This window comes from Pseudomonas asturiensis (genome assembly GCF_900143095.1).
GTDB lineage: Bacteria > Pseudomonadota > Gammaproteobacteria > Pseudomonadales > Pseudomonadaceae > Aquipseudomonas > Aquipseudomonas asturiensis.
Window position 1 is genome coordinate 1 of sequence record NZ_FRDA01000015.1, and the last position, 17,899, is coordinate 17,899.

At 58.5% G+C, this 17,899-nt stretch carries 21 protein-coding genes; 12 read left to right on the plus strand and 9 right to left on the minus strand.

Annotated elements, in window-relative coordinates; genetic code table 11:
• Positions 1 to 516 precede the first annotated feature (516 nt).
• Positions 517 to 1,338 (plus strand): shikimate dehydrogenase, encoded by an 822-nt coding sequence (gene aroE / locus BUB69_RS21705; protein WP_073170324.1) that lies wholly within the window; start codon positions 517 to 519, stop codon positions 1,336 to 1,338.
• A 49-nt stretch (positions 1,339 to 1,387) separates the two neighbouring features.
• Here the strand turns inward: aroE and BUB69_RS21710 are convergent, their stop codons facing one another.
• The 3 genes from BUB69_RS21710 to betC all read right to left on the minus strand — a co-directional run bounded on the left by BUB69_RS21710 (position 1,388) and on the right by betC (position 5,799).
• Positions 1,388 to 2,956, minus strand: a complete 1,569-nt coding sequence (locus BUB69_RS21710; protein WP_073170325.1) for a SulP family inorganic anion transporter — start codon at positions 2,954 to 2,956, stop codon at positions 1,388 to 1,390.
• A 364-nt stretch (positions 2,957 to 3,320) separates the two neighbouring features.
• Positions 3,321 to 4,256 carry a choline ABC transporter substrate-binding protein gene (locus tag BUB69_RS21715; RefSeq protein WP_073170327.1) on the minus strand — a complete coding sequence of 312 codons (936 nt, stop codon included), beginning with the start codon at positions 4,254 to 4,256 and terminating at the stop codon, positions 3,321 to 3,323.
• Between the two features lie 37 nt (positions 4,257 to 4,293).
• Complete coding sequence (gene betC, locus BUB69_RS21720; RefSeq protein ID WP_073170328.1) at positions 4,294 to 5,799, minus strand: choline-sulfatase; 1,506 nt, start codon at positions 5,797 to 5,799, stop codon at positions 4,294 to 4,296.
• A gap of 114 nt (positions 5,800 to 5,913) precedes the next feature.
• Here betC and BUB69_RS21725 point away from each other — a divergent pair, with 114 nt between their 5' ends.
• From BUB69_RS21725 to BUB69_RS21750, 6 genes are all read left to right on the plus strand, one after another.
• The gene (locus BUB69_RS21725; RefSeq protein ID WP_073170329.1) at positions 5,914 to 6,864 is read left to right on the plus strand and encodes a choline sulfate utilization transcriptional regulator; all 951 of its coding nucleotides are present in this window, start codon (positions 5,914 to 5,916) and stop codon (positions 6,862 to 6,864) included.
• 278 nt (positions 6,865 to 7,142) lie between these two features.
• Positions 7,143 to 7,421 (plus strand): hypothetical protein, encoded by a 279-nt coding sequence (locus tag BUB69_RS21730; RefSeq protein WP_245825318.1) that lies wholly within the window; start codon positions 7,143 to 7,145, stop codon positions 7,419 to 7,421.
• A gap of 287 nt (positions 7,422 to 7,708) precedes the next feature.
• Complete coding sequence (locus BUB69_RS21735) at positions 7,709 to 8,107, plus strand: hypothetical protein (protein WP_122696235.1); 399 nt, start codon at positions 7,709 to 7,711, stop codon at positions 8,105 to 8,107.
• Positions 8,108 to 8,227: 120 nt separating this feature from the next.
• Positions 8,228 to 8,845 (plus strand): immunity protein Imm33 domain-containing protein, encoded by a 618-nt coding sequence (locus BUB69_RS21740; RefSeq protein ID WP_073170331.1) that lies wholly within the window; start codon positions 8,228 to 8,230, stop codon positions 8,843 to 8,845.
• Positions 8,846 to 8,969: 124 nt separating this feature from the next.
• A complete protein-coding gene (locus BUB69_RS21745) occupies positions 8,970 to 9,302 on the plus strand; it encodes a DOPA 4,5-dioxygenase family protein (RefSeq protein WP_073170332.1) in 333 nt (110 codons plus the stop codon).
• A 227-nt stretch (positions 9,303 to 9,529) separates the two neighbouring features.
• Positions 9,530 to 10,354: an alpha/beta fold hydrolase gene (locus tag BUB69_RS21750; RefSeq protein ID WP_073170334.1), complete on the plus strand. Its 825-nt coding sequence runs from the start codon at positions 9,530 to 9,532 to the stop codon at positions 10,352 to 10,354.
• A 180-nt stretch (positions 10,355 to 10,534) separates the two neighbouring features.
• On the opposite strand, the gene BUB69_RS21755 is transcribed toward BUB69_RS21750, so the two are convergent.
• The 3 genes from BUB69_RS21755 to trpB form a co-directional block, all read right to left on the minus strand.
• A complete protein-coding gene (locus BUB69_RS21755) occupies positions 10,535 to 11,011 on the minus strand; it encodes an anti-virulence regulator CigR family protein (protein WP_073170335.1) in 477 nt (158 codons plus the stop codon).
• Between the two features lie 125 nt (positions 11,012 to 11,136).
• Positions 11,137 to 11,949: a tryptophan synthase subunit alpha gene (gene trpA / locus BUB69_RS21760; RefSeq protein WP_073170336.1), complete on the minus strand. Its 813-nt coding sequence runs from the start codon at positions 11,947 to 11,949 to the stop codon at positions 11,137 to 11,139.
• Positions 11,946 to 13,175, minus strand: a complete 1,230-nt coding sequence (gene trpB, locus BUB69_RS21765; protein WP_073170337.1) for a tryptophan synthase subunit beta — start codon at positions 13,173 to 13,175, stop codon at positions 11,946 to 11,948. The genes trpA and trpB overlap by 4 nt, the downstream gene beginning before the upstream one ends.
• Before the next feature lie 79 nt (positions 13,176 to 13,254).
• On the opposite strand from trpB, the gene BUB69_RS21770 reads away from it, so the two are divergent.
• Positions 13,255 to 14,211 (plus strand): LysR family transcriptional regulator, encoded by a 957-nt coding sequence (locus BUB69_RS21770; protein ID WP_073170338.1) that lies wholly within the window; start codon positions 13,255 to 13,257, stop codon positions 14,209 to 14,211.
• Here the strand turns inward: BUB69_RS21770 and BUB69_RS21775 are convergent, their stop codons facing one another.
• Positions 14,212 to 14,538 (minus strand): ElaB/YgaM/YqjD family protein, encoded by a 327-nt coding sequence (locus BUB69_RS21775; protein ID WP_024685733.1) that lies wholly within the window; start codon positions 14,536 to 14,538, stop codon positions 14,212 to 14,214.
• Between the two features lie 166 nt (positions 14,539 to 14,704).
• Here BUB69_RS21775 and BUB69_RS21780 point away from each other — a divergent pair, with 166 nt between their 5' ends.
• Both BUB69_RS21780 and BUB69_RS21785 read left to right on the plus strand, forming a co-directional pair.
• Entirely contained in the window at positions 14,705 to 14,920 is a 216-nt protein-coding gene (locus BUB69_RS21780; protein ID WP_073170339.1) for a dodecin, read from the plus strand.
• A 161-nt stretch (positions 14,921 to 15,081) separates the two neighbouring features.
• Complete coding sequence (locus BUB69_RS21785; protein WP_073170341.1) at positions 15,082 to 15,306, plus strand: DUF1161 domain-containing protein; 225 nt, start codon at positions 15,082 to 15,084, stop codon at positions 15,304 to 15,306.
• 133 nt (positions 15,307 to 15,439) lie between these two features.
• Here the strand turns inward: BUB69_RS21785 and BUB69_RS21790 are convergent, their stop codons facing one another.
• The gene (locus BUB69_RS21790; RefSeq protein WP_073170342.1) at positions 15,440 to 16,441 is read right to left on the minus strand and encodes an LLM class flavin-dependent oxidoreductase; all 1,002 of its coding nucleotides are present in this window, start codon (positions 16,439 to 16,441) and stop codon (positions 15,440 to 15,442) included.
• A 214-nt stretch (positions 16,442 to 16,655) separates the two neighbouring features.
• On the opposite strand from BUB69_RS21790, the gene BUB69_RS21795 reads away from it, so the two are divergent.
• Positions 16,656 to 17,087 carry an OsmC family protein gene (locus BUB69_RS21795; RefSeq protein ID WP_073170343.1) on the plus strand — a complete coding sequence of 144 codons (432 nt, stop codon included), beginning with the start codon at positions 16,656 to 16,658 and terminating at the stop codon, positions 17,085 to 17,087.
• A 151-nt stretch (positions 17,088 to 17,238) separates the two neighbouring features.
• Positions 17,239 to 17,472, plus strand: coding sequence for a DUF1161 domain-containing protein (locus BUB69_RS21800; RefSeq protein ID WP_073170344.1), 234 nt, complete (start codon positions 17,239 to 17,241; stop codon positions 17,470 to 17,472).
• Here BUB69_RS21800 and BUB69_RS21805 read toward each other — a convergent pair whose 3' ends face one another.
• Positions 17,473 to 17,886: a PA0061/PA0062 family lipoprotein gene (locus BUB69_RS21805; protein WP_073170345.1), complete on the minus strand. Its 414-nt coding sequence runs from the start codon at positions 17,884 to 17,886 to the stop codon at positions 17,473 to 17,475. It abuts the gene before it with no gap.
• Positions 17,887 to 17,899: the final 13 nt, after the last annotated feature.

A 17,899-nucleotide genomic window follows, 5' to 3' on the forward strand; every position in this document is an offset into this window, starting at 1 on the left:
GCCTCGGCAACGTTTTAAGCCAGCGTTTTATGGTGGGCTTGTCGTTGGTTATCGAGGTGAGCAGATCCTGATCTGGCTCATAAATAACGAGTTCAACTTTGGCGACATCCACGCCCACGATTGACTTCGAAACGCGCATTGCCATGGACAGTTCTCCACGTTAAGGTTTTACGGCTTGAAGGGGTTTCACCCAGAGGCGCAGGCTTGTTTCTATCGTCGCTTGAACGAAGCATTCTTTATCGGCGCTTTTGGTGGAAGGGGTGGGGCGAGGTCTCCCACGGTCTGTACTGTTACAGCAGTCAGATGCGAACTGTTCGTCCCACCACCCCTTCAAGTCTAACCATACAAGCGGACTGGTCCGCGGATGCCGTATTTCAACCACTGCCTATGCGTCGTATGCACCGGTCTTTTCGCTGACAAGTCCGCTCCCACGTGAGATAGCGTTTCTTCAGCAGACCGAACGTCGTTTGCGAGACCGAGCGCTGCAGGCGCTGCAATACATCAACAGGAACCCCAATGGACCAGTACGTCGTCTTCGGTAACCCCATCGGCCACAGCAAGTCGCCGTTGATTCATCGTCTGTTTGCCGAGCAGACCGGGCAGTCGCTGGATTACCAGACGTCGCTGGCGCCGCTGGACGATTTCACCGCATTCGCTCGGACGTTTTTTGAGACGGGACGTGGCGCCAACGTCACGGTGCCGTTCAAGGAAGAAGCCTTTCGCCTGGCGGATCGTCTGACCGAGCGCGCGCAACGCGCAGGCGCGGTCAATACGCTGGGCAAGCTCGACGACGGCAAGGTGCTGGGCGACAACACCGACGGTGCCGGCCTGGTCCGTGATCTGACCGTCAATTGCGGCGTAAACCTGCGGGGGCAGCGCATCCTGTTGCTGGGTGCGGGCGGCGCTGTACGTGGCGCGCTTGAGCCGCTGCTGGCGCAACAGCCGCTGGCGTTGGTGATTGCCAATCGCACGGTGGAAAAAGCCGAAAGACTGGCACAGGAATTCGCTGATCTCGGCCCGGTGTTCGCCAGCAGCTTCGACTGGCTTCAGGAGTCGGTGGACGTGATCATCAACGCTACCTCCGCCAGCCTTGCAGGCGAACTGCCGCCGATCTCGCCCGGCCTGATCGAACCGGGCAAGACCTTCTGCTACGACATGATGTACGGCAAAGAGCCAACAGCGTTCTGCCGATGGGCCACCGAGCACGGCGCGGCGCAGTCGGTCGATGGGCTGGGGATGCTCGTCGAACAGGCCGCCGAAGCGTTCCTGCTGTGGCGCGGCGTGCGCCCGGATTCAGCGCCGGTGCTGGCAGAACTGCGCAGGCAGTTGGCGGCCTGAGGCACACACGCTGATCGTTCCCACCCTTGGGGATGATCAGAGCAATCCATCAGTCCTCAAACACAATCGGGCATTTCCCCGCCCCTTCCAGCTTGTGCAATTCTTCGATCACCTGCGGTCTTGCATGGCGCAGCACCAGCGCCCTGCCCTGTCTGGCAAGGCGACGTGCTTCCTGATGCAGCATTTCGACGCCAGAGTAATCGATGAAGTTGATCTGCTGCGCCTCGATCACTACGCGCTGGCCCTGGGTGCGTTGCAGGCGGGTTTGCAGGTAATGACTGGCGCCGAAAAAGATTGAGCCGCCGACGCGCAGGATGTCTTCGTCGTCTTCACGCCATTGCTGCACGCGAGGTTGCGAGGTGCGCTTGAGGTAAAAGAACAGCGAAGCCAGCACGCCCGCGTAAATCGCGGTCTGTAGCTCCAGCAGCAGCGTGGCCAGGCAGGTCAGCGCCATCACGAAGAACTCCGCGCGGCTGACCCGGAACAACGCGGCGATACCGCGACGGTCCACCAGCCCCCAACAAATCAGCAGGATCGACGCCGCCATGCTCGGGATCGGGATGTGCGAAATCAACGAGGCCCCTGCGACGGCGAACAGCGCGACCCAGAGCGCCGAGAAGACCCCGGCCAGTGGCGAACTGGCCCCGGCTTCGTAATTGAGCGCCGCACGGGTGAACGAGCCTGCCGACAGGTAGCCGGAAAACAGCGAGCCCACCATGTTCGACAGGCCCTGCGCACGGACTTCCTGATTGGCGTTGAGCATCTGCTGCGAACGGGTCGACAGCGAGCGCGCAATCGACAGGCTGTTGACCAGCCCGAGCATGCCCACCGCTACCGCCGTTGGCAGCAGCTTGAGGATCAGCTCGGCATCCAGCGGCAGCGGACTGAACGGCGGCAAGTGCCCGACGAAGGCGCTGACCAGCCTGATGTGGCCGAACATGGCGGGCCACAGCCAGACCAGCAGGCCGCTGGACACCAGCGCAATCAGCAATGTAGGCCAGCGCGGCACCAGGAATTTCAGAAGGATGCCCAGCGCCAGCGTCATCAGGCCCAGCGTGAGGGACGGCAGGTCGATTTCGCCACGATGTTCGAGCATCGCCGTCAGGCTGTTGAGGGCTGTGGTCTGACTGGGCAGGTCGAGGCCCATCAGGTTGGGCATCTGCCCCAGCGCAATCACCACGGCGGCGCCCAGCGTGAAGCCGACCACCACGGAATGCGAGACGAAGTTGACAAGCGCACCGAAGCGCATCATCCCCAGCAGCAACTGAAAGACCCCGGCGATGAAGGTCAGCAGCAGAATCAGCGTGATGTAATCCTGACTGGCCGGGACCGCAAGCGGGCTGACGCTGGCGTACAGCACAATGGAAATGGCAGCCGTCGGGCCGCAGATCAAATGCCACGAAGAGCCCCACAGGCAGGCGATGATTACCGGCACGATGGCGGCATACAGCCCGTACTCGGGAGGCAGTCCTGCGATCAGCGCGTAAGCGATGGATTGCGGCAACGCCAGAATGGCGCCGCTCAACCCTACCAGCGCATCACGCCCGACGCTGGCGCGAGTCTGCTGAGGCAGCCAGGCGAGAAAAGGCAGGAATTTATGGCGGTTTAACCAGCGCATCAGTCCCTCTTGATTGGTGGATTGCCGCCAAGGTTACACGCTGTGGCTCGATCTGATGATTACCGAGATCTGTGCATTTCGCTCCACATGGTTTTTTCCGGCTTGAACGCAGAACCTGCGGGGTGAGCGTGCTTGCGTAGCGAAAGGTACAGGCTATGGCGTCAGCGCTGGCCCTTTCGCGAGCAAGCTCGCTCCCACAGAAGCGGTTTTTTTCAGTCAGTTGCCTTTCATCAAGCCGTTGGTAACTCACTGAAGAAACGCCATTTTTCCTGTGGGAGACACCGCCGCCTGTTCGGGGCGCGCTGTCTCGCAGCAAACACAGGATTGTGGGAGGCGGCAAGCCGCCCCCACAGGCCGAGCAGACCTAGTTCTTCGAAAGCTTCGCTTTCACGGCCGCCAGCGCGTCCTTGTCGTCGAGGGTCTTGACGCCATCCAGCCATTTTTCCAGCACGGCCGGGTTGGCGTTGATCCAGGCCCTGGCGGCTTCGCTGTTGCTGACTTTATTGTTCGCCACGTCGGCCATGATGGTGTTTTCCATGTCGAGCGTGAAGTTCAGGTTGGTCAGCAGCTTGCCCACATTCGGACAGGCGTCGGCGTAGCCTTTGCGGGTCAGGGTGAAGACGGAGCCGGTGTCACCGAAGTATTTCTCGCCACCCTTGAGGTAGTGCATGCCTTTGATCTGCACGTTCATCGGATGCGGGGTCCAGCCGAGGAAGACCACGAACGACTTGCGCTTCACATTGCGATTGACCTCGGCGAGCATGGCCTGCTCGCTGGACTCCACCAGTTTCCAGCCACCCAGGTCGAATTCGTTCTTCTTGATGATCTCCTGCAGCGACAGGTTGGCGGGCGCGCCGGAGCCGATGCCGTAGATTTTTTTGCTGAACTTGTCAGCGAATTTGTTCAGGTCGGCAAAGTCATGCACGCCCGCGTCCCAGACGTAGTCAGGCACGGCCAGGGTGAATTCGGTGCCTTCGAGGTTCTTGGCCAGTTGCGTGACGTCTCCCGTGGCCACGAACTTGTCATAGAAACCCTGCTGCGCAGGCATCCAGTTCCCCAGGAATACGTCCAGCTGTCCGTCCTTCAGCCCGCCATAGGCAATCGGCACTGCAAGGGTGTCGATCTTGGTCTTGTAGCCCATGCCTTCGAGCACCAGGCTGGTGATCGCGTTGGTGGCGGCAATGTCGCTCCAGCCCGGATCGGCCATTTTGACCGTACTGCAACTGGCGTCATCGGCGTGTGCCGCGACGCCGCCCAATGCCATGACACTGACCGCCAGTGCGGTGAATAACGTTCTCATCGGTATACCCCTTTTGATTTTCTTGGTGTGGGCAGTGTCAGGGTTGTGGATAACGTGCCTTGCGCTCCAGATCGTCCAGATCAATGTGGTTGCGCATGTATTGCTGACTGGCGTCGACCAGTGGCTGGTGATCCCAACTCTTCAGCTTGCCGGTTGCCAGCGACCTGGCGACAAAGCGACGCCTGCGCTGGCTGGCGAGCACCTGATGGTGTATCGCCGGTATGTCCCACCTGGCCCGTGCTTCGGCCAGGAAGTCGTTGAACAGTTGCTGATAGTCGGGAGACTGGCTCAGGTCCTCCAGTTCCTTCGGATCGCTCTTCACATCGAACAGCAGGCAAGGGTCCTGCTCCGAATAGATGAATTTGTAGGCACCGCGACGGATCATCATCAACGGGCTGGTCGTGCCTTCGGCCATGTATTCGCCGAAGACCTCATCGTGTCCGGCCTTGCCTTTGAGGTGCGGCATCAGGGACCGCCCATCCAGCGGCAATCCTTTGTCCAGCGTGCCGTTGGCCAGGTCGACGAAGGTCGGCAACAGGTCAGCTGTGGACACCGACGCTTTCACGCGGCGCGGCTTGAACTGGCCTGGCGCATAGACCACCAGTGGCACGCGCGCGGCCATTTCGAACCAATGCATTTTGTACCAGAGCCCTTTCTCGCCCAGCATGTCGCCGTGATCGCCCGAGAACACCACAATGGTGTCGTCTGCCAGACCGACTTCAGAGAGTGTCTGCATCAGCTTGCCGACGTTCAGGTCGATGTAGCTGCAGGCACCGAAGTAGGCGCGCCGCGCATCACGGATCTTGTGCGTCGGCAACGGCTTGTCCCATAGATCGTAGACCTTGAGCAGGCGTTGTGAATGCGGGTCCAGCGCCTCCTGGTTGGCGTGCAGTGGGGGCATCGGTATTTCGACGTCGTCGTACAGATCCCAGAATGGTCGGGGGATGGTGTACGGGTCGTGGGGATGGGTCATCGAGACCGTCAGGCAAAACGGCGCATCGCCGTCCTGGCGCACATGGTCGTACAGGTATTGCTGCGCCTTGAAGACCACCTCTTCATCGAAGTCCAGCTGGTTGGTGCGCACACACGGCCCGGCCTGCAGCACCGACGACATGTTGTGATACCAGCTGGGGCGCACGTCCGGCTCGTCCCAGTTCACGGACCAGCCGTAATCGGCCGGGTAGATGTCGCTGGTGAGGCGTTCTTCGTAGCCATGCAATTGATCGGGGCCGCAGAAATGCATCTTGCCCGACAGCGCGGTCTTGTAACCCAGCGCACGCAGGTAGTGAGCGTAGGTCGGGATATCCGCCGGGAAGTCGGCAGCGTTGTCGTACGCGCCGATCTTGCTGGGCAACTGACCGCTGACCAAAGTGAAACGCGAGGGTGCGCACAACGGGCTGTTGCAGTACGCCGACTCGAACACCACGCCTTGATCGGCGAGGCGAGACAGATTCGGCATCAGAATCGGAGACGGGGCGTAGAACGGCAACATTGGCGCGGCCATTTGATCGGCCATGATGAACAGAATATTTTTGCGCTTCATGTAATCGCTGCATCCCATAGTGAATAGTTATGCGAAAGTGCTGCCAACGAGAATGAGGGCCATACTGGCTGTGGTAAAGCCCATATGAAGATATACCTAGGATAAGCAGAGCTTATGTTTGAATCGCTTGGTGATCTCTCGCTGGATCTGTTGCGCGCGTTCGAGGCGGCTGCCCGTTTGCGCAGCTTTACCGCTGCGGCCATCGAACTGGGCACCACGCAGCCTGCGGTCAGCCAGCAGATCAAGCGGCTTGAAGAGCAACTGGCGACCCGGTTGTTTGACCGCATCTACCGTGGCATCGAGCTGACCGAAGCGGGTGAGGTGCTGTTCAGCCATGTGCAGACCGGCTTGCAGTCCATCGAAAGCGGACTGGTCGCCATCACCGATCAGCGCCAGCATGAAGTGCTTCAGGTCGCGACGGATTTTGCGTTCGCCTCCTACTGGCTGATGCCCCGATTGCACCGTTTCCACAAGGTCAATCCAGACGTGGACGTCAGCCTGGTGACCAGCGAGCGCAGCCACAGCATGCTGCGCCCGGATATCGACGTCGCGGTGTTATTCGGCGATGGGCGTTTCAAGCAGGGCCAGAGCCATTGGTTGTTCAATGAGGAAGTCTTTCCGGTGTGCAGCCCACAGTTGATCGCAGGTCGAGAACTGCCCTTGCCCAACGATGCGCTGCGTGAATTTCCACTGCTGCACCTGCGTGGCGAAAGCGCCAACAACTGGTTCGACTGGAGCGGCGTGTTCCGGGCCCTCGACATCCACCAGTCACCGGCACCCGGGCAGTTGCGTTTTGACAACTACACACTGCTGATCCAGGCCGCCATCGGCGGTCAGGGCGTGGCCATCGGCTGGCGGCATCTGGTGGACGACCTGCTCGAACAAGGCCTGCTGTGCCGCCCCATCTCAGCCTCGGCGGTTTCCGGTTACGGTTACTACGTCGTCTTGCCACAGCGCAAACGCCGCGTGCAAATCGTCCAGCAATTCGTCGACTGGCTGGCCAGCGAGCAGGCGTTGAGCGGGGTTTCGCTGGCCGGCAGGCCGCTGCCGTCGATTGCGGTGTGATCAGGTATTTTTCAGCACATATAAGCCCGAATCTCTAACGGGTTAGATGCGACTTATCAATTTAGACGGAAACTTCCTACATGGTTTGCAGAAGTGGGCGAGTTTACTTTTGCTCTTTTTTAGCATGACTTCGGTAGTGGTTCTGAGATAATTATAGCCTTATATTCGCAGCTTGATATTAATGGGTAATACACCTCATATGCATGAGTGGCGGGGCGGCGTTCGAGAGCACCCTGGTCATACTTGTTCACCTTTGCCGAGAAATTGAGGAGGTTTTTATGAGTCAGTGGGGTGTTTTAGTAGAGGCCACATTTGAATCTATCCATTTATGTTCAATTGAAAAGCAAGTTCGAGTATGCGTAACAAGCCCATGGGAGGGTAAGAATTCCTATCAAATAGTTGTTAAAGGTATCGATAGATTAGTCCTGAATGATATGGGGCTTTTGAGTATTGTTGATCGCGTCAATTTTTTCGATTTCAGCAAAGAGCAAGAAGCAGAAGCTGCAAATTGTTTATTTTTTTGTTGTGGGGACGCAATCCTGAAACAGCAGAGCTAAAGGACTCTACCTTTTTACAAAAATTGGAACTCTTCCGCACGGGCAAGCTTGTGTTGTTCGAGCTTGAGGCTGTTTGCGGTGCAACGTTTATTGCATTGGCGGAAAGCGTTAGTTTAGAGTTGCTTGACAAAATATAAATTTTTTCATGTAGAAGGTCATACAGAATTCAGAGCGGTGGGGTGGATGACCTTTTTTGATTCGGTTTAGGTAAGTAGCATTAACTTTGAGTCTGCCTTACTGAAGTAGATAGGTCGTGAGGAGGCTAAACCTAGAAGGTGATCAGCGCTATGCTATCTAGCAATTTTCATGATGGAAAAATGATGTCCATTGCTGTTATGGATGACACGCTTTTTATGGAGGTTTACGCTGACGGTAAAACCACCAAAATCAAAGTCTCTGGCCTGGAAAAGCTTAGGGTTACTGATTTCGAGGAGGGAAATATAATCAATTCTTTACGTGTATTAAGCCCGAATGATGATGGGGCCAGCAGCGAAGTCATGCGCCTGATGAAATACGCCTACGCGCTGGAAGACGCGGATTTCAAGCTGTCCCCAAAGTACTCGTCCTTCTTGGATAAAAAACTTGAGGCGTTTCGGAATGGCTCTGTTTTAGTAGTGGAGTTAGAGCCTTCGTATGGGGCATACGCTGTTGCCATAGGCAAAGAGATCTCAGAAGAGAGTCTCTGATTGTCTGGAGTTGGCTTCACCTTTGCATAGGGAGTGAGCGTATATGTCTGCGTAGACGCCTTGCCTGATTAGCCTGTAAACGATCTGAGGGCGTTTGCGCCGCTTTAGAGGGAGCAAACAGTGAAGATAAAAACTTCCATCAATGACAGTGGGTTGCTATTAAACACGGAAGGGCTTTTACAGCATTATGGTTACGAGATAACTGTTCAGATTCATGATGACGACTTAGAAGAACACGCGATAGCGTTTATTGAGACGGTTGCTAACTATCTCGACACGGGTCATGAAATTTCTTCAAATGAAACGCTGGGCTATGGCTCTTGGGTAACAAAAATGCAGCTCAATGATTGTAAGGAGCTGATATTTTTTGAACAGGTTCCTTTAACAGGCGACTGTGTACTCGGCATCACGACCACCCTAACTATGTGGGCCGAGCAGCATGCAATGTGTGCGAAAGCCGGGGTCGAGTATTCCGTTCCACGCCACGACCAGCTGATCGTTATTTCTGACGGTGTGCTCGAGGGTGATCCTGCTGAGGGCGTTCGTTATTCGTCACCCGAACATATGTCTGGCTGGTGGATAACCACAGACCGGTATAACGGCGATACCAAGACGCTTAAGACCGTCCATGCACACCATGTAGCGGAGCATCGTCCTGATCTGGTGAAGTTTTTAGCGTTGCCATTTGGCTATCGGTTTTATGGGATAACCGGCGAAGCATGGAGAGATAAAAGCTAGACGGCTACGCTTTATCAACCATCATGCAGGACCTACTATCGGCCCACACACGAGAAAAATGATCAAGGCTGGACCCACACCTGCATCAGTCAGGTCTTCAGCCGCGAAAGGAGTCTCTATTCCCATGCAAGATATCCACGGCTATCACGCCCATGTCTATTTCGACGCCCAGACCCTCGACCAGGCGCAAGCGTTGTGCGAAGCCGCGGCCGGGAAATTTGCTGTGCAGATGGGACGCGTCCATCAGAAGCGTGTCGGTCCACATCCGGACTGGAGTTGTCAGTTGGCTTTTGAGCATGCGCAATTCGCTGACGTCATGCGCTGGCTGGCGTTGAATCGCAATGGGTTGGTGGTGTTTACGCATCCGCTGACGGGCGATGAGCGGCTCGATCACACCGAGCATGCCATCTGGATGGGCGCGGTGCGGCCGTTGGACTTGAGTGTTTTTGATGACTGACGGGCCAGGCTCCCGGCCTGTTTCGCCACGATGCTATGTCGACTGACAGGCAAAATGTTCGGTGTAACATAGCCCGCGCCAAAATGTGACTGGCTGGTCCTTTGAGGTGTAGATAGCCAAAAAGTGATCATGTAGGTGCCTGAGCATCAGGCATCAGGGGTAGTTGCAGCCGTGTTTTTGCGGGCGTGCACTGAATGCTGAGATCGAGACAGAGAGGGTCATGAGACATGCCGAATGCAGTCATCGAAGGCAAAACGCTTCACTATTCCGATCAGGGCAGCGGGCCGGTGCTGTTGCTTGGCCACAGTTACCTGTGGGACCGGAACATGTGGAGCGCGCAGGTTGATCTGCTCGCCAGTCAGTACCGCGTGATTGTGCCGGACCTGTGGGGGCATGGTGAGTCGGGTGCGTTTCCTGAAGGGACCCGGAATCTGGATGATCTCGCTCGCCACGCGCTGGCATTGCTCGATTATTTGAACATCGAACGTTGCACCCTCATCGGGTTGTCGGTCGGTGGCATGTGGGGCGCTATCGCTGCGATTTCAGCGCCTGAGCGCTTCAACGGGCTGGTGCTGATGGACACCTATCTGGGCAAGGAAAGCGAGGCCAAGCAGGCGTACTATTTTTCTCTGCTCGATAAGGTGCAGGCAGCCGGTGTGTTTCCCGAGCCGCTTCTGGACATTGTGGTGCCGATATTCTTCCGGCCCGGGATCGATCCTCAGTCACCGCTGTACCAGGCGTTTCGAGCGGCGCTGGCCAGCATGAACCCAGAGCAGGTACGCCAGACGGTGGTGCCGCTGGGTCGCATCATCTTTGGTCGTGAAGACCGGCTTGGGCTTCTCCACAAACTGGATGCGGACACGACGCTGGTGATGTGCGGCGACGCTGACATCCCCCGTCCCCCGCAGGAAACCCGAGAGATGGCTCGCCTGATCGGCTGCCCTTATGTGTTGGTGCCCAAAGCCGGTCATATCGCCAACCTGGAGAACCCGGAGTTTGTGTCGGGGGCATTGATGGCGTTTCTGGCCGGGTTGCATCAGAAGACCGCGTAACGCGCATCCCGCGTCCGGTTCCCACGTGGGATGCGTTCTCCACGTGGGAGCGGACTTGTCCGCGAAGGCTGTGTTTCAGGCGCTATATCTGGATCGGATGTACGGGCCTCTTCGTGGACAAGTCCACTCCCACCTGGCGTTCTCAGCTTGGGATGCGCACTTGTCCACGAAGTGGCCGGGTCAGTTCAGCACCCCGTCCAGAATCGCATAGACAATCCCCGAGCCTACGGCGATCAGGACCACGTCTGTGCCCAGGCGACGCCATTCGTAGCCGTCGTAGTGCGGCAGGTATTGCAGGGAGCGGCTGTCCAGGCGTTTGCCGTAGCCGGGTGGCAGCGGTTTGCCTTTGGCGATGTGAATGCCCGGCGGCAGTGGCTGGCCACGGCCGATGACGTCACGGTGTTGCTGGAACGTCTCGCGCACGGGGCCGAAATCCTGGGGTGGGCCGCCGCGACGATTGTCCTGATGAGCGGGTCCCGGACCTCTACCATTGCCGCGATTGCCAGGGCCGTCATTGTCGCGCGGGCCTGGCTGCTGAGCACCACGGTTGTCGTCCGGGCCATTACCACGTGGGTCTGGCGGCGCAGCCTGAAGCAGCGGGCTGGCGCTGATCATCAAGATGCCCAGGCCAGTGATAAAGCGGTTCGACAGTTTCATGGGGTGCTCCTCAGCTCCACGCGATGCAGCAAAAAGGGGTTCATGACCTGGTCATGAACCCCTTGTGTCTTGCTACATAGAACCGCTGCTGACGCTTTGATTCCTCTGTATCAGAATCTTTACCCTCAGCTGACGCGGGCGTTACGTACGCCCTCGGCCAGTGCCGCGCACAAGGTCAGTACGCCGTCCACCGCCTGCTCCGGCGATTGGGCGTTGGCGATCTGGTCGACCAGCGCCGAACCCACCACCACGCCATCGGCCAGACGTGCAATGGCAGCGGCCTGTTCTGGAGTACGAATACCAAACCCGACGCTGATCGGCAGGTCGGTGTGACGACGCAGGCGCGCGATGGCTTCGGTAACGTGTTCAGTGGTTGCCGAGCCCGCCCCCGTCACGCCCGCGACCGACACGTAGTAAACGAAGCCGGAGCTGCGTTCCAGCACGCGCGGCAGGCGCGCATCGTCGGTGGTCGGTGTGGTCAGGCGGATGAAGTCGATGCCCGAGGCCTGGGCGGGCGTTGCCAGTTCGGCGTCGTGCTCAGGCGGCAGGTCAACGATGATCAAGCCATCGACACCCGCTTCCCTGGCCTCGGCCACAAACGCATCGACGCCAAAACGGTGAATGGGGTTGTAGTAACCCATCAGCACGATCGGTGTGGTCTGGTCTTCGACGCGAAACTCACGAACCATCTGCAGGGTTTTCGGCAGGGTCTGACCCGCATCCAGTGCCCGCAGGGTGGCCAGCTGAATGGCCACGCCATCAGCCATCGGGTCGGTGAAGGGCATGCCCAGTTCGATCACATCAGCGCCGGCAGCGGGCAGGCCTTTGAGGACTTTCAGCGAAGTATCGTAGCCGGGGTCGCCTGCGGTGACGAAGGTGACCAGGGCTGCACGACCTTCGGTTTTCAGCTGGGCGAAACGTTGTTCGAGGCGGCTCATACCAGCTTCTCCTGAGTCTTTTCAGCGGCTGCCATGTGGTTCATGACGGTCTGCATGTCTTTGTCGCCACGCCCGGACAGGCACACGACCATCAAGTGATCATCGCGCAGGTTGGTGGCGCGCTTCATGGCTTCGGCCAGCGCGTGCGCGGTTTCCAGCGCCGGGATGATGCCTTCGAGCAGGCAGCACTGATGGAAGGCGTCCAGCGCCTCGTCATCGGTGATGCTCACGTACTCCACACGCTTCACTTCGTGCAGGAAGGCGTGTTCCGGGCCGATGCCCGGGTAGTCCAGACCGGCGGAAATCGAGTGGGCGTCGGTGATCTGCCCGTCGTTGTCCTGCAGCAGGTAAGTGCGGTTGCCGTGCAACACGCCCGGCACACCGCCGTTGAGGCTGGCCGCGTGCTTGTCGGTATCGACCCCGTGGCCGCCCGCTTCCACACCGATGATTTCTACGCTGGCGTCATCGAGGAACGGATGGAACAGGCCCATCGCGTTGGAGCCACCGCCGACGCAGGCGATCAGGCTGTCCGGCAGACGACCTTCTTTCTCCTGCATCTGCTCCTTGGTTTCCTTGCCGATGATGGCCTGGAAATCGCGAACCATCGCCGGGTACGGATGCGGGCCTGCCACGGTGCCGATCAGGTAGAAGGTGTCGTCGACGTTGGTCACCCAGTCACGCAGGGCTTCGTTCATCGCGTCTTTCAAGGTGCCGGTGCCGGAGGTGACGGGAACGATCTCGGCGCCCAACAGCTTCATGCGGAACACGTTGGCCTGCTGGCGCTCGATGTCGGTGGCGCCCATGTAGATCACGCAAGGCAGACCGAAACGTGCAGCAACGGTCGCCGTCGCAACGCCGTGCATGCCGGCACCGGTTTCAGCGATCAGGCGTTTTTTACCCATGCGCTTGGCCAGCAGCACCTGGCCGATGCAGTTGTTGATCTTGTGCGCGCCGGTGTGGTTCAGCTCTTCGCGCTTGAAGTAGATCTTCGCGCCGCCGCAGAACTCGGTCAGGCGTTCGGCGAAATACAGCGGGTTCGGACGGCCCACGTAATCGCGCTGGAAGTAGGCCATCTCTTTGGCGAATTCAGGGTCGGCCTTGGCGGCTTCGTACTCGCGGTTGAGGTCCAGGACCAGCGGCATCAGGGTTTCAGCGACGTAGCGGCCGCCGAAGGAGCCGAACAGGCCGTTGGCGTCGGGGCCATTGCGAAATTGGGTCTGGGTCATGAAGTGCTCCAGTAGGTGTATCAAGCGAATGGGGTGAGCCGATTTGGCAATGAGTCCACTTTAACCAGCGCGCGTCCGGATGAAAACCGATAAGATCGCCGCAACCTGTCAGGAAAACTCACAGATCATGAGCCGCGATCTTCCACCGTTGAACGCCTTGCGCGCCTTTGAAAGCACCGCCCGACTGGGCAGCGTCAGTCAGGCCGCTGAACAGCTGCACGTCACCCATGGCGCAGTCAGCCGGCAATTGAAGGTGCTTGAAGAGCACCTGGGCGTTAATCTGTTCAGCAAGGATGGGCGCGGCCTTAAACTCACAGATGCGGGCATTCGTCTGCGTGACGTCAGCGGCGAGGCCTTCGATCGCTTGCGCAGCGTGTGCGCCGAACTGAGCCAGGGCAGCGCCGATGCGCCCTTCGTGCTGGGGTGCTCGGGCAGTCTGCTGGCGCGCTGGTTCATTCCGCGCCTGAGTCGTCTGAATGCAGAGTTGCCGGACCTGCGTCTGCACCTGTCGGCAGGCGAAGGGGATCTGGACCCGCGACGGCCCGGCCTGGATGCCCTGCTGGTATTTGCCGAGCCGCCGTGGCCTGCCGACATGCAGGTCTTTGAGCTGGCCAGCGAACGAATCGGTCCGGTGCTGAGCCCACGCTTCGCCCGTTTCGACAGCCTGCGCGATGCGCCTGCTGACGTATTGCTGAGCGAGGCCCTGCTGCAAACCACATCGCGCCCCCAGGCCTGGCCGAGCTGGGCACAGCAGAACGGGATCGATCCGCAGTCACTGCGATTCGGGCAGGGTTTTGAGCATTTGTATTATTTGCTGGAGGCGGCCGTGGCAGGCCTTGGTATTGCGATTGCGCCCGAGCCGCTGGTGGTCGATGACCTGAAGGCGGGCCGCCTGGTTGCGCCATGGGGCTTCAGTGAAACCCCGGCGCAACTGGCGTTGTGGGTACCTAGACGTGTGGCCGATGGCCGTGCGCAGCAATTGGCTCAGTGGCTTGAAAACGAGCTGCTGCGGTCTGGAGACCCGATCAGGATCTGATCAGTTACCGCGCTTGCACAGCAGGTACGCTGCGAGCAGGCCGAGGGCACCGACAGCAACGCCTGCGGTGGTCCAAGGGTGTTCCTGAGCATAGTCACGAGTGGCCAGTGCGTTTTCACGGGTTTTCTCTTTGACGTCCTCGTAGACATCGCTGAGCAGGCTGCGCGAATGGCTCAGAGCACTTTCAGCATTGGCCTTGAGATTTTTCAGGGTCTTGCGCGACTCGTCGGTAGCGTCGGCTTTCAGACCTTCGAGAGATTTCAAGAGGCTCTCGATCTCCGCTTCCATACTCTGCAACGAGGCCTTGCGAAGTGAGGTACTAGCCATGGTGTTTCTCCTGCAATGATGAGTGGGCGTGTGTTGTTTCCGACTCCGGGCTTTTTGGAAAGTGCGATGCCATTTTGCAAAGTCTGAACTTTTACCTGCTTTTTCCTGACAGAAGTCTGGAGCGTTGGTTTTAACGACGTGTTCACAGACCTTCAGGAGAACTGCCATGAGTGATCACCACACGTACAAAAAAGTCGAAATCGTCGGCTCGTCCACCACCACCGTCGAAGACGCCATCCAGAATGCACTGGCCGAGGCCAGCAAGAGCATCAAGAACCTTGAGTGGTTTGAAGTGACCGAGACCCGTGGCCACATCGTGGACGGCAAGGTCGGGCACTACCAAGTCACCCTGAAAGTCGGCTTTCGTATCGAAGCGAGCTGATCAGTCCTGAACCTTTCGGCTGGCTGATTGCCATAACCTGCGCTACACAGTTCATGAGCCACGTCCGTTTCAAAACAAGTGGCTCGAACGTGGGCGTAGGAATGTTGACTGGGCGCCTGTTCCGATGGCGTCTGCATTTGGCCGGACGAGAGGGAATACCCATGAAGAAGTTTTTGTTGGCTGTAGGCTTGTTGAGCATCGCGGGCACCGCTCTGGCGGCAGGCAAGCCTTGTGAAGAACTGAAAAGTGAAATCGACGCCAAGCTTCAGGCCAAGGGTGTTTCGTCCTACACGCTTGAAGTGGTCGAGAAAGGCAGTGCAGACGGTCAGCAAGTGGTTGGCACTTGCGACGCCGGCACCAAGGAACTCGTTTACAAGCGCGGTTGATAGTCAGGCAGGCTCGATGTAAATCCAGCCCGTTGCTCGACCCCGTGTGCAGGCTGTAAAAAAACGCCCGCGCCACCGTCTGAATGTTGATTCAGCCAGTGACGCGGGCGTTTTCATTGCGGCGCGAACGGCCTCAGCCGTGTGCGACCTGAGCGAGGATTTCGTAGGACCGTAGGCGATCCTGATGCTCGTACATGTCGCAGGTGAAGATCAGCTCGTCAGCGTCGGTCTGTTCCAGCAGCACATCCAGTTTGGCGCGGATCTTGTCCGGTCCGCCGACCATCGCCAGCCCCAGAAAGCTCGCCACCGCTTCGCGTTCGTGCGGCAGCCACAGGCCGTCCATGGACTCCACAGGCGGACGCTGCATCAGGCTGTGCCCGCGCATCAGCGCCAGAATGCGCTGGTAAACGGACGTGGCCAGGTATTCGGCCTGCTCGTCGGTGTCAGCCGCCGAAAGGGGGACGCCAAGCATCACGTAAGGCTTGTCGAGCACGGCCGAAGGCTGAAAGTGGTTGCGATAGACGCGAATCGCTTCGTGCATGTAGCGCGGTGCAAAGTGCGACGCGAAGGCATAGGGCAAGCCACGCATGCCTGCCAGTTGCGCGCTGAACAGGCTTGAACCCAGCAGCCAGATCGGTACGTTAGTGCCCGAGCCCGGTACGGCGACCACTTTTTGATCAGGCGTGCGCGGCCCCAGATATTCCATCAGTTCGGTCACGTCATCCGGAAAGTCATCCGCGCTGCCCGAGCGTTCCCGGCGCAGGGCGCGGGCTGTCATCTGATCGGAACCCGGCGCACGGCCAAGGCCCAGGTCGATGCGGTCCGGGTACAGGCTTGCCAGAGTGCCGAATTGTTCGGCCACCACCAACGGTGCGTGATTGGGCAGCATGATCCCGCCCGCGCCGACGCGGATGGTTGACGTGCCGCCCGCCAGATAAGCCAGCAGCACCGACGTCGCCGAGCTGGCGATGCCGTCCATGTTGTGGTGTTCGGCAACCCAGAAGCGGTTGTAGCCCAGTTTCTCAACATGTTGCGCCAGATTCAGCGAGTTGCGCAGGGACTCGGCGGGGCCTTTATCGTGGCGCACGGGCACCAGATCCAGGGTGGAAATCTTTACATCTGCCAGACGTTTCATAGGCCAGGGTAGCTCCTCGAATTGTGATGGGTCGGCTCAAGGAGCTGCCCACAATGAAACAACAGTGCGGGCGCAAGTCTGGGGTTTCAATAGAGGTGTCTAAAAAAACCTACTTAAATACTAGGTCTTTATTCCGGTTGAACTTTCCACAGCCGTCTATCCTCAGAATCCTGTCACGTGCAGAAGACTCAATCCCATTTATTAAGGAGCGACCATGAGCATCGTCAAGAAAGCATCGGCCCATTGGGCGGGTGATCTGAAAACCGGTATCGGCAGCATCTCGACTGAAACCGCTGCACTGCGCGAGCACCCTTACGGCTTCAAGGCCCGCTTCGAAGGCGGCAAAGGCACCAACCCTGAAGAACTGATCGGCGCGGCCCATGCCGGCTGCTTCTCGATGGCGCTGTCGATGATTCTGGGCGACGCGGGCTTCACTGCCGACAGCATCGATACGCACGCCGAAGTGTCACTGGACCAGGTCGAGGGTGGGTTCGCGATCACGGCTGTGAAATTGATCCTGAAGGCCAAAGTGCCGAACATCACCGAGGACCAGTTCGACGAGCTGACTACTAAAGCCAAAGAAGGCTGCCCGGTCTCCAAGGTTCTGAACGCCAAGATCACGCTGGACGCTACGCTGGAGAGCTGATCCGGTAGTTCAGGTTTTCGTGTGAGGTGGCTTGCTGGCGATAGCGTCAGTTCAGTGGTTTCCAGATTGCCTGGGCTATTGATCCGCCGGCAAGCCGCCTCCCACGCCAAGGTTCTTTCGACCGGTTATGTGTCCTTGAAGAGGGTCAAGCATGAAACGTTTTGCTTTGGCAGCGGCCTGCACCCTGCTGGCTGTAAATGCTGTGGCGGCCCCGAAATCCTGCGATGAACTCAAGGATGAAATCGAGGCGCGTATCCAGGCGAACAATGTCACGTCCTACACGCTGGAAGTCGTCACCAATGACGAGGTTCAGGACCCGAACATGGTCGTGGGCAGCTGTGAAAACGGCACCAGAAAGATTATTTATCAGCGTAACGATCGCTGATCAGATGCAGTGAACATCCCTTTCCTCTGCGACCACCTTGCGGTCTGCGTCATACAGCCAAGCATCGACATCACTGGTCAGTGACCTCACTTCCAGCACATAACGCTGCCCTGCAGCAAAGTGTGGGTAGTCGATTTCCACGAAGCAGGTGATTTCCGCGTAGTTGTCGCCCATCAGTCCGATGCTTGCGTAGCGGTATTCGTAGTCGTAACGCACTTGCAGCGAATGGCTGCCAGGGGTGACCTGAAAGTAGCGCCCGTCATAGGTGTTCTTGCCGTCGAGCTTGTCGGCCATCACCACCTTGCCCGTGATGGTGCGCAGATCGACCCAGGCCATGTCGGGGTCCACGGCAGGCAGAGGGCCAGCGCATCCGGCGAGGGCTGCGAGGGCAACGATCAGTGTCATGACGCGCATGCTGTGCTCCGTT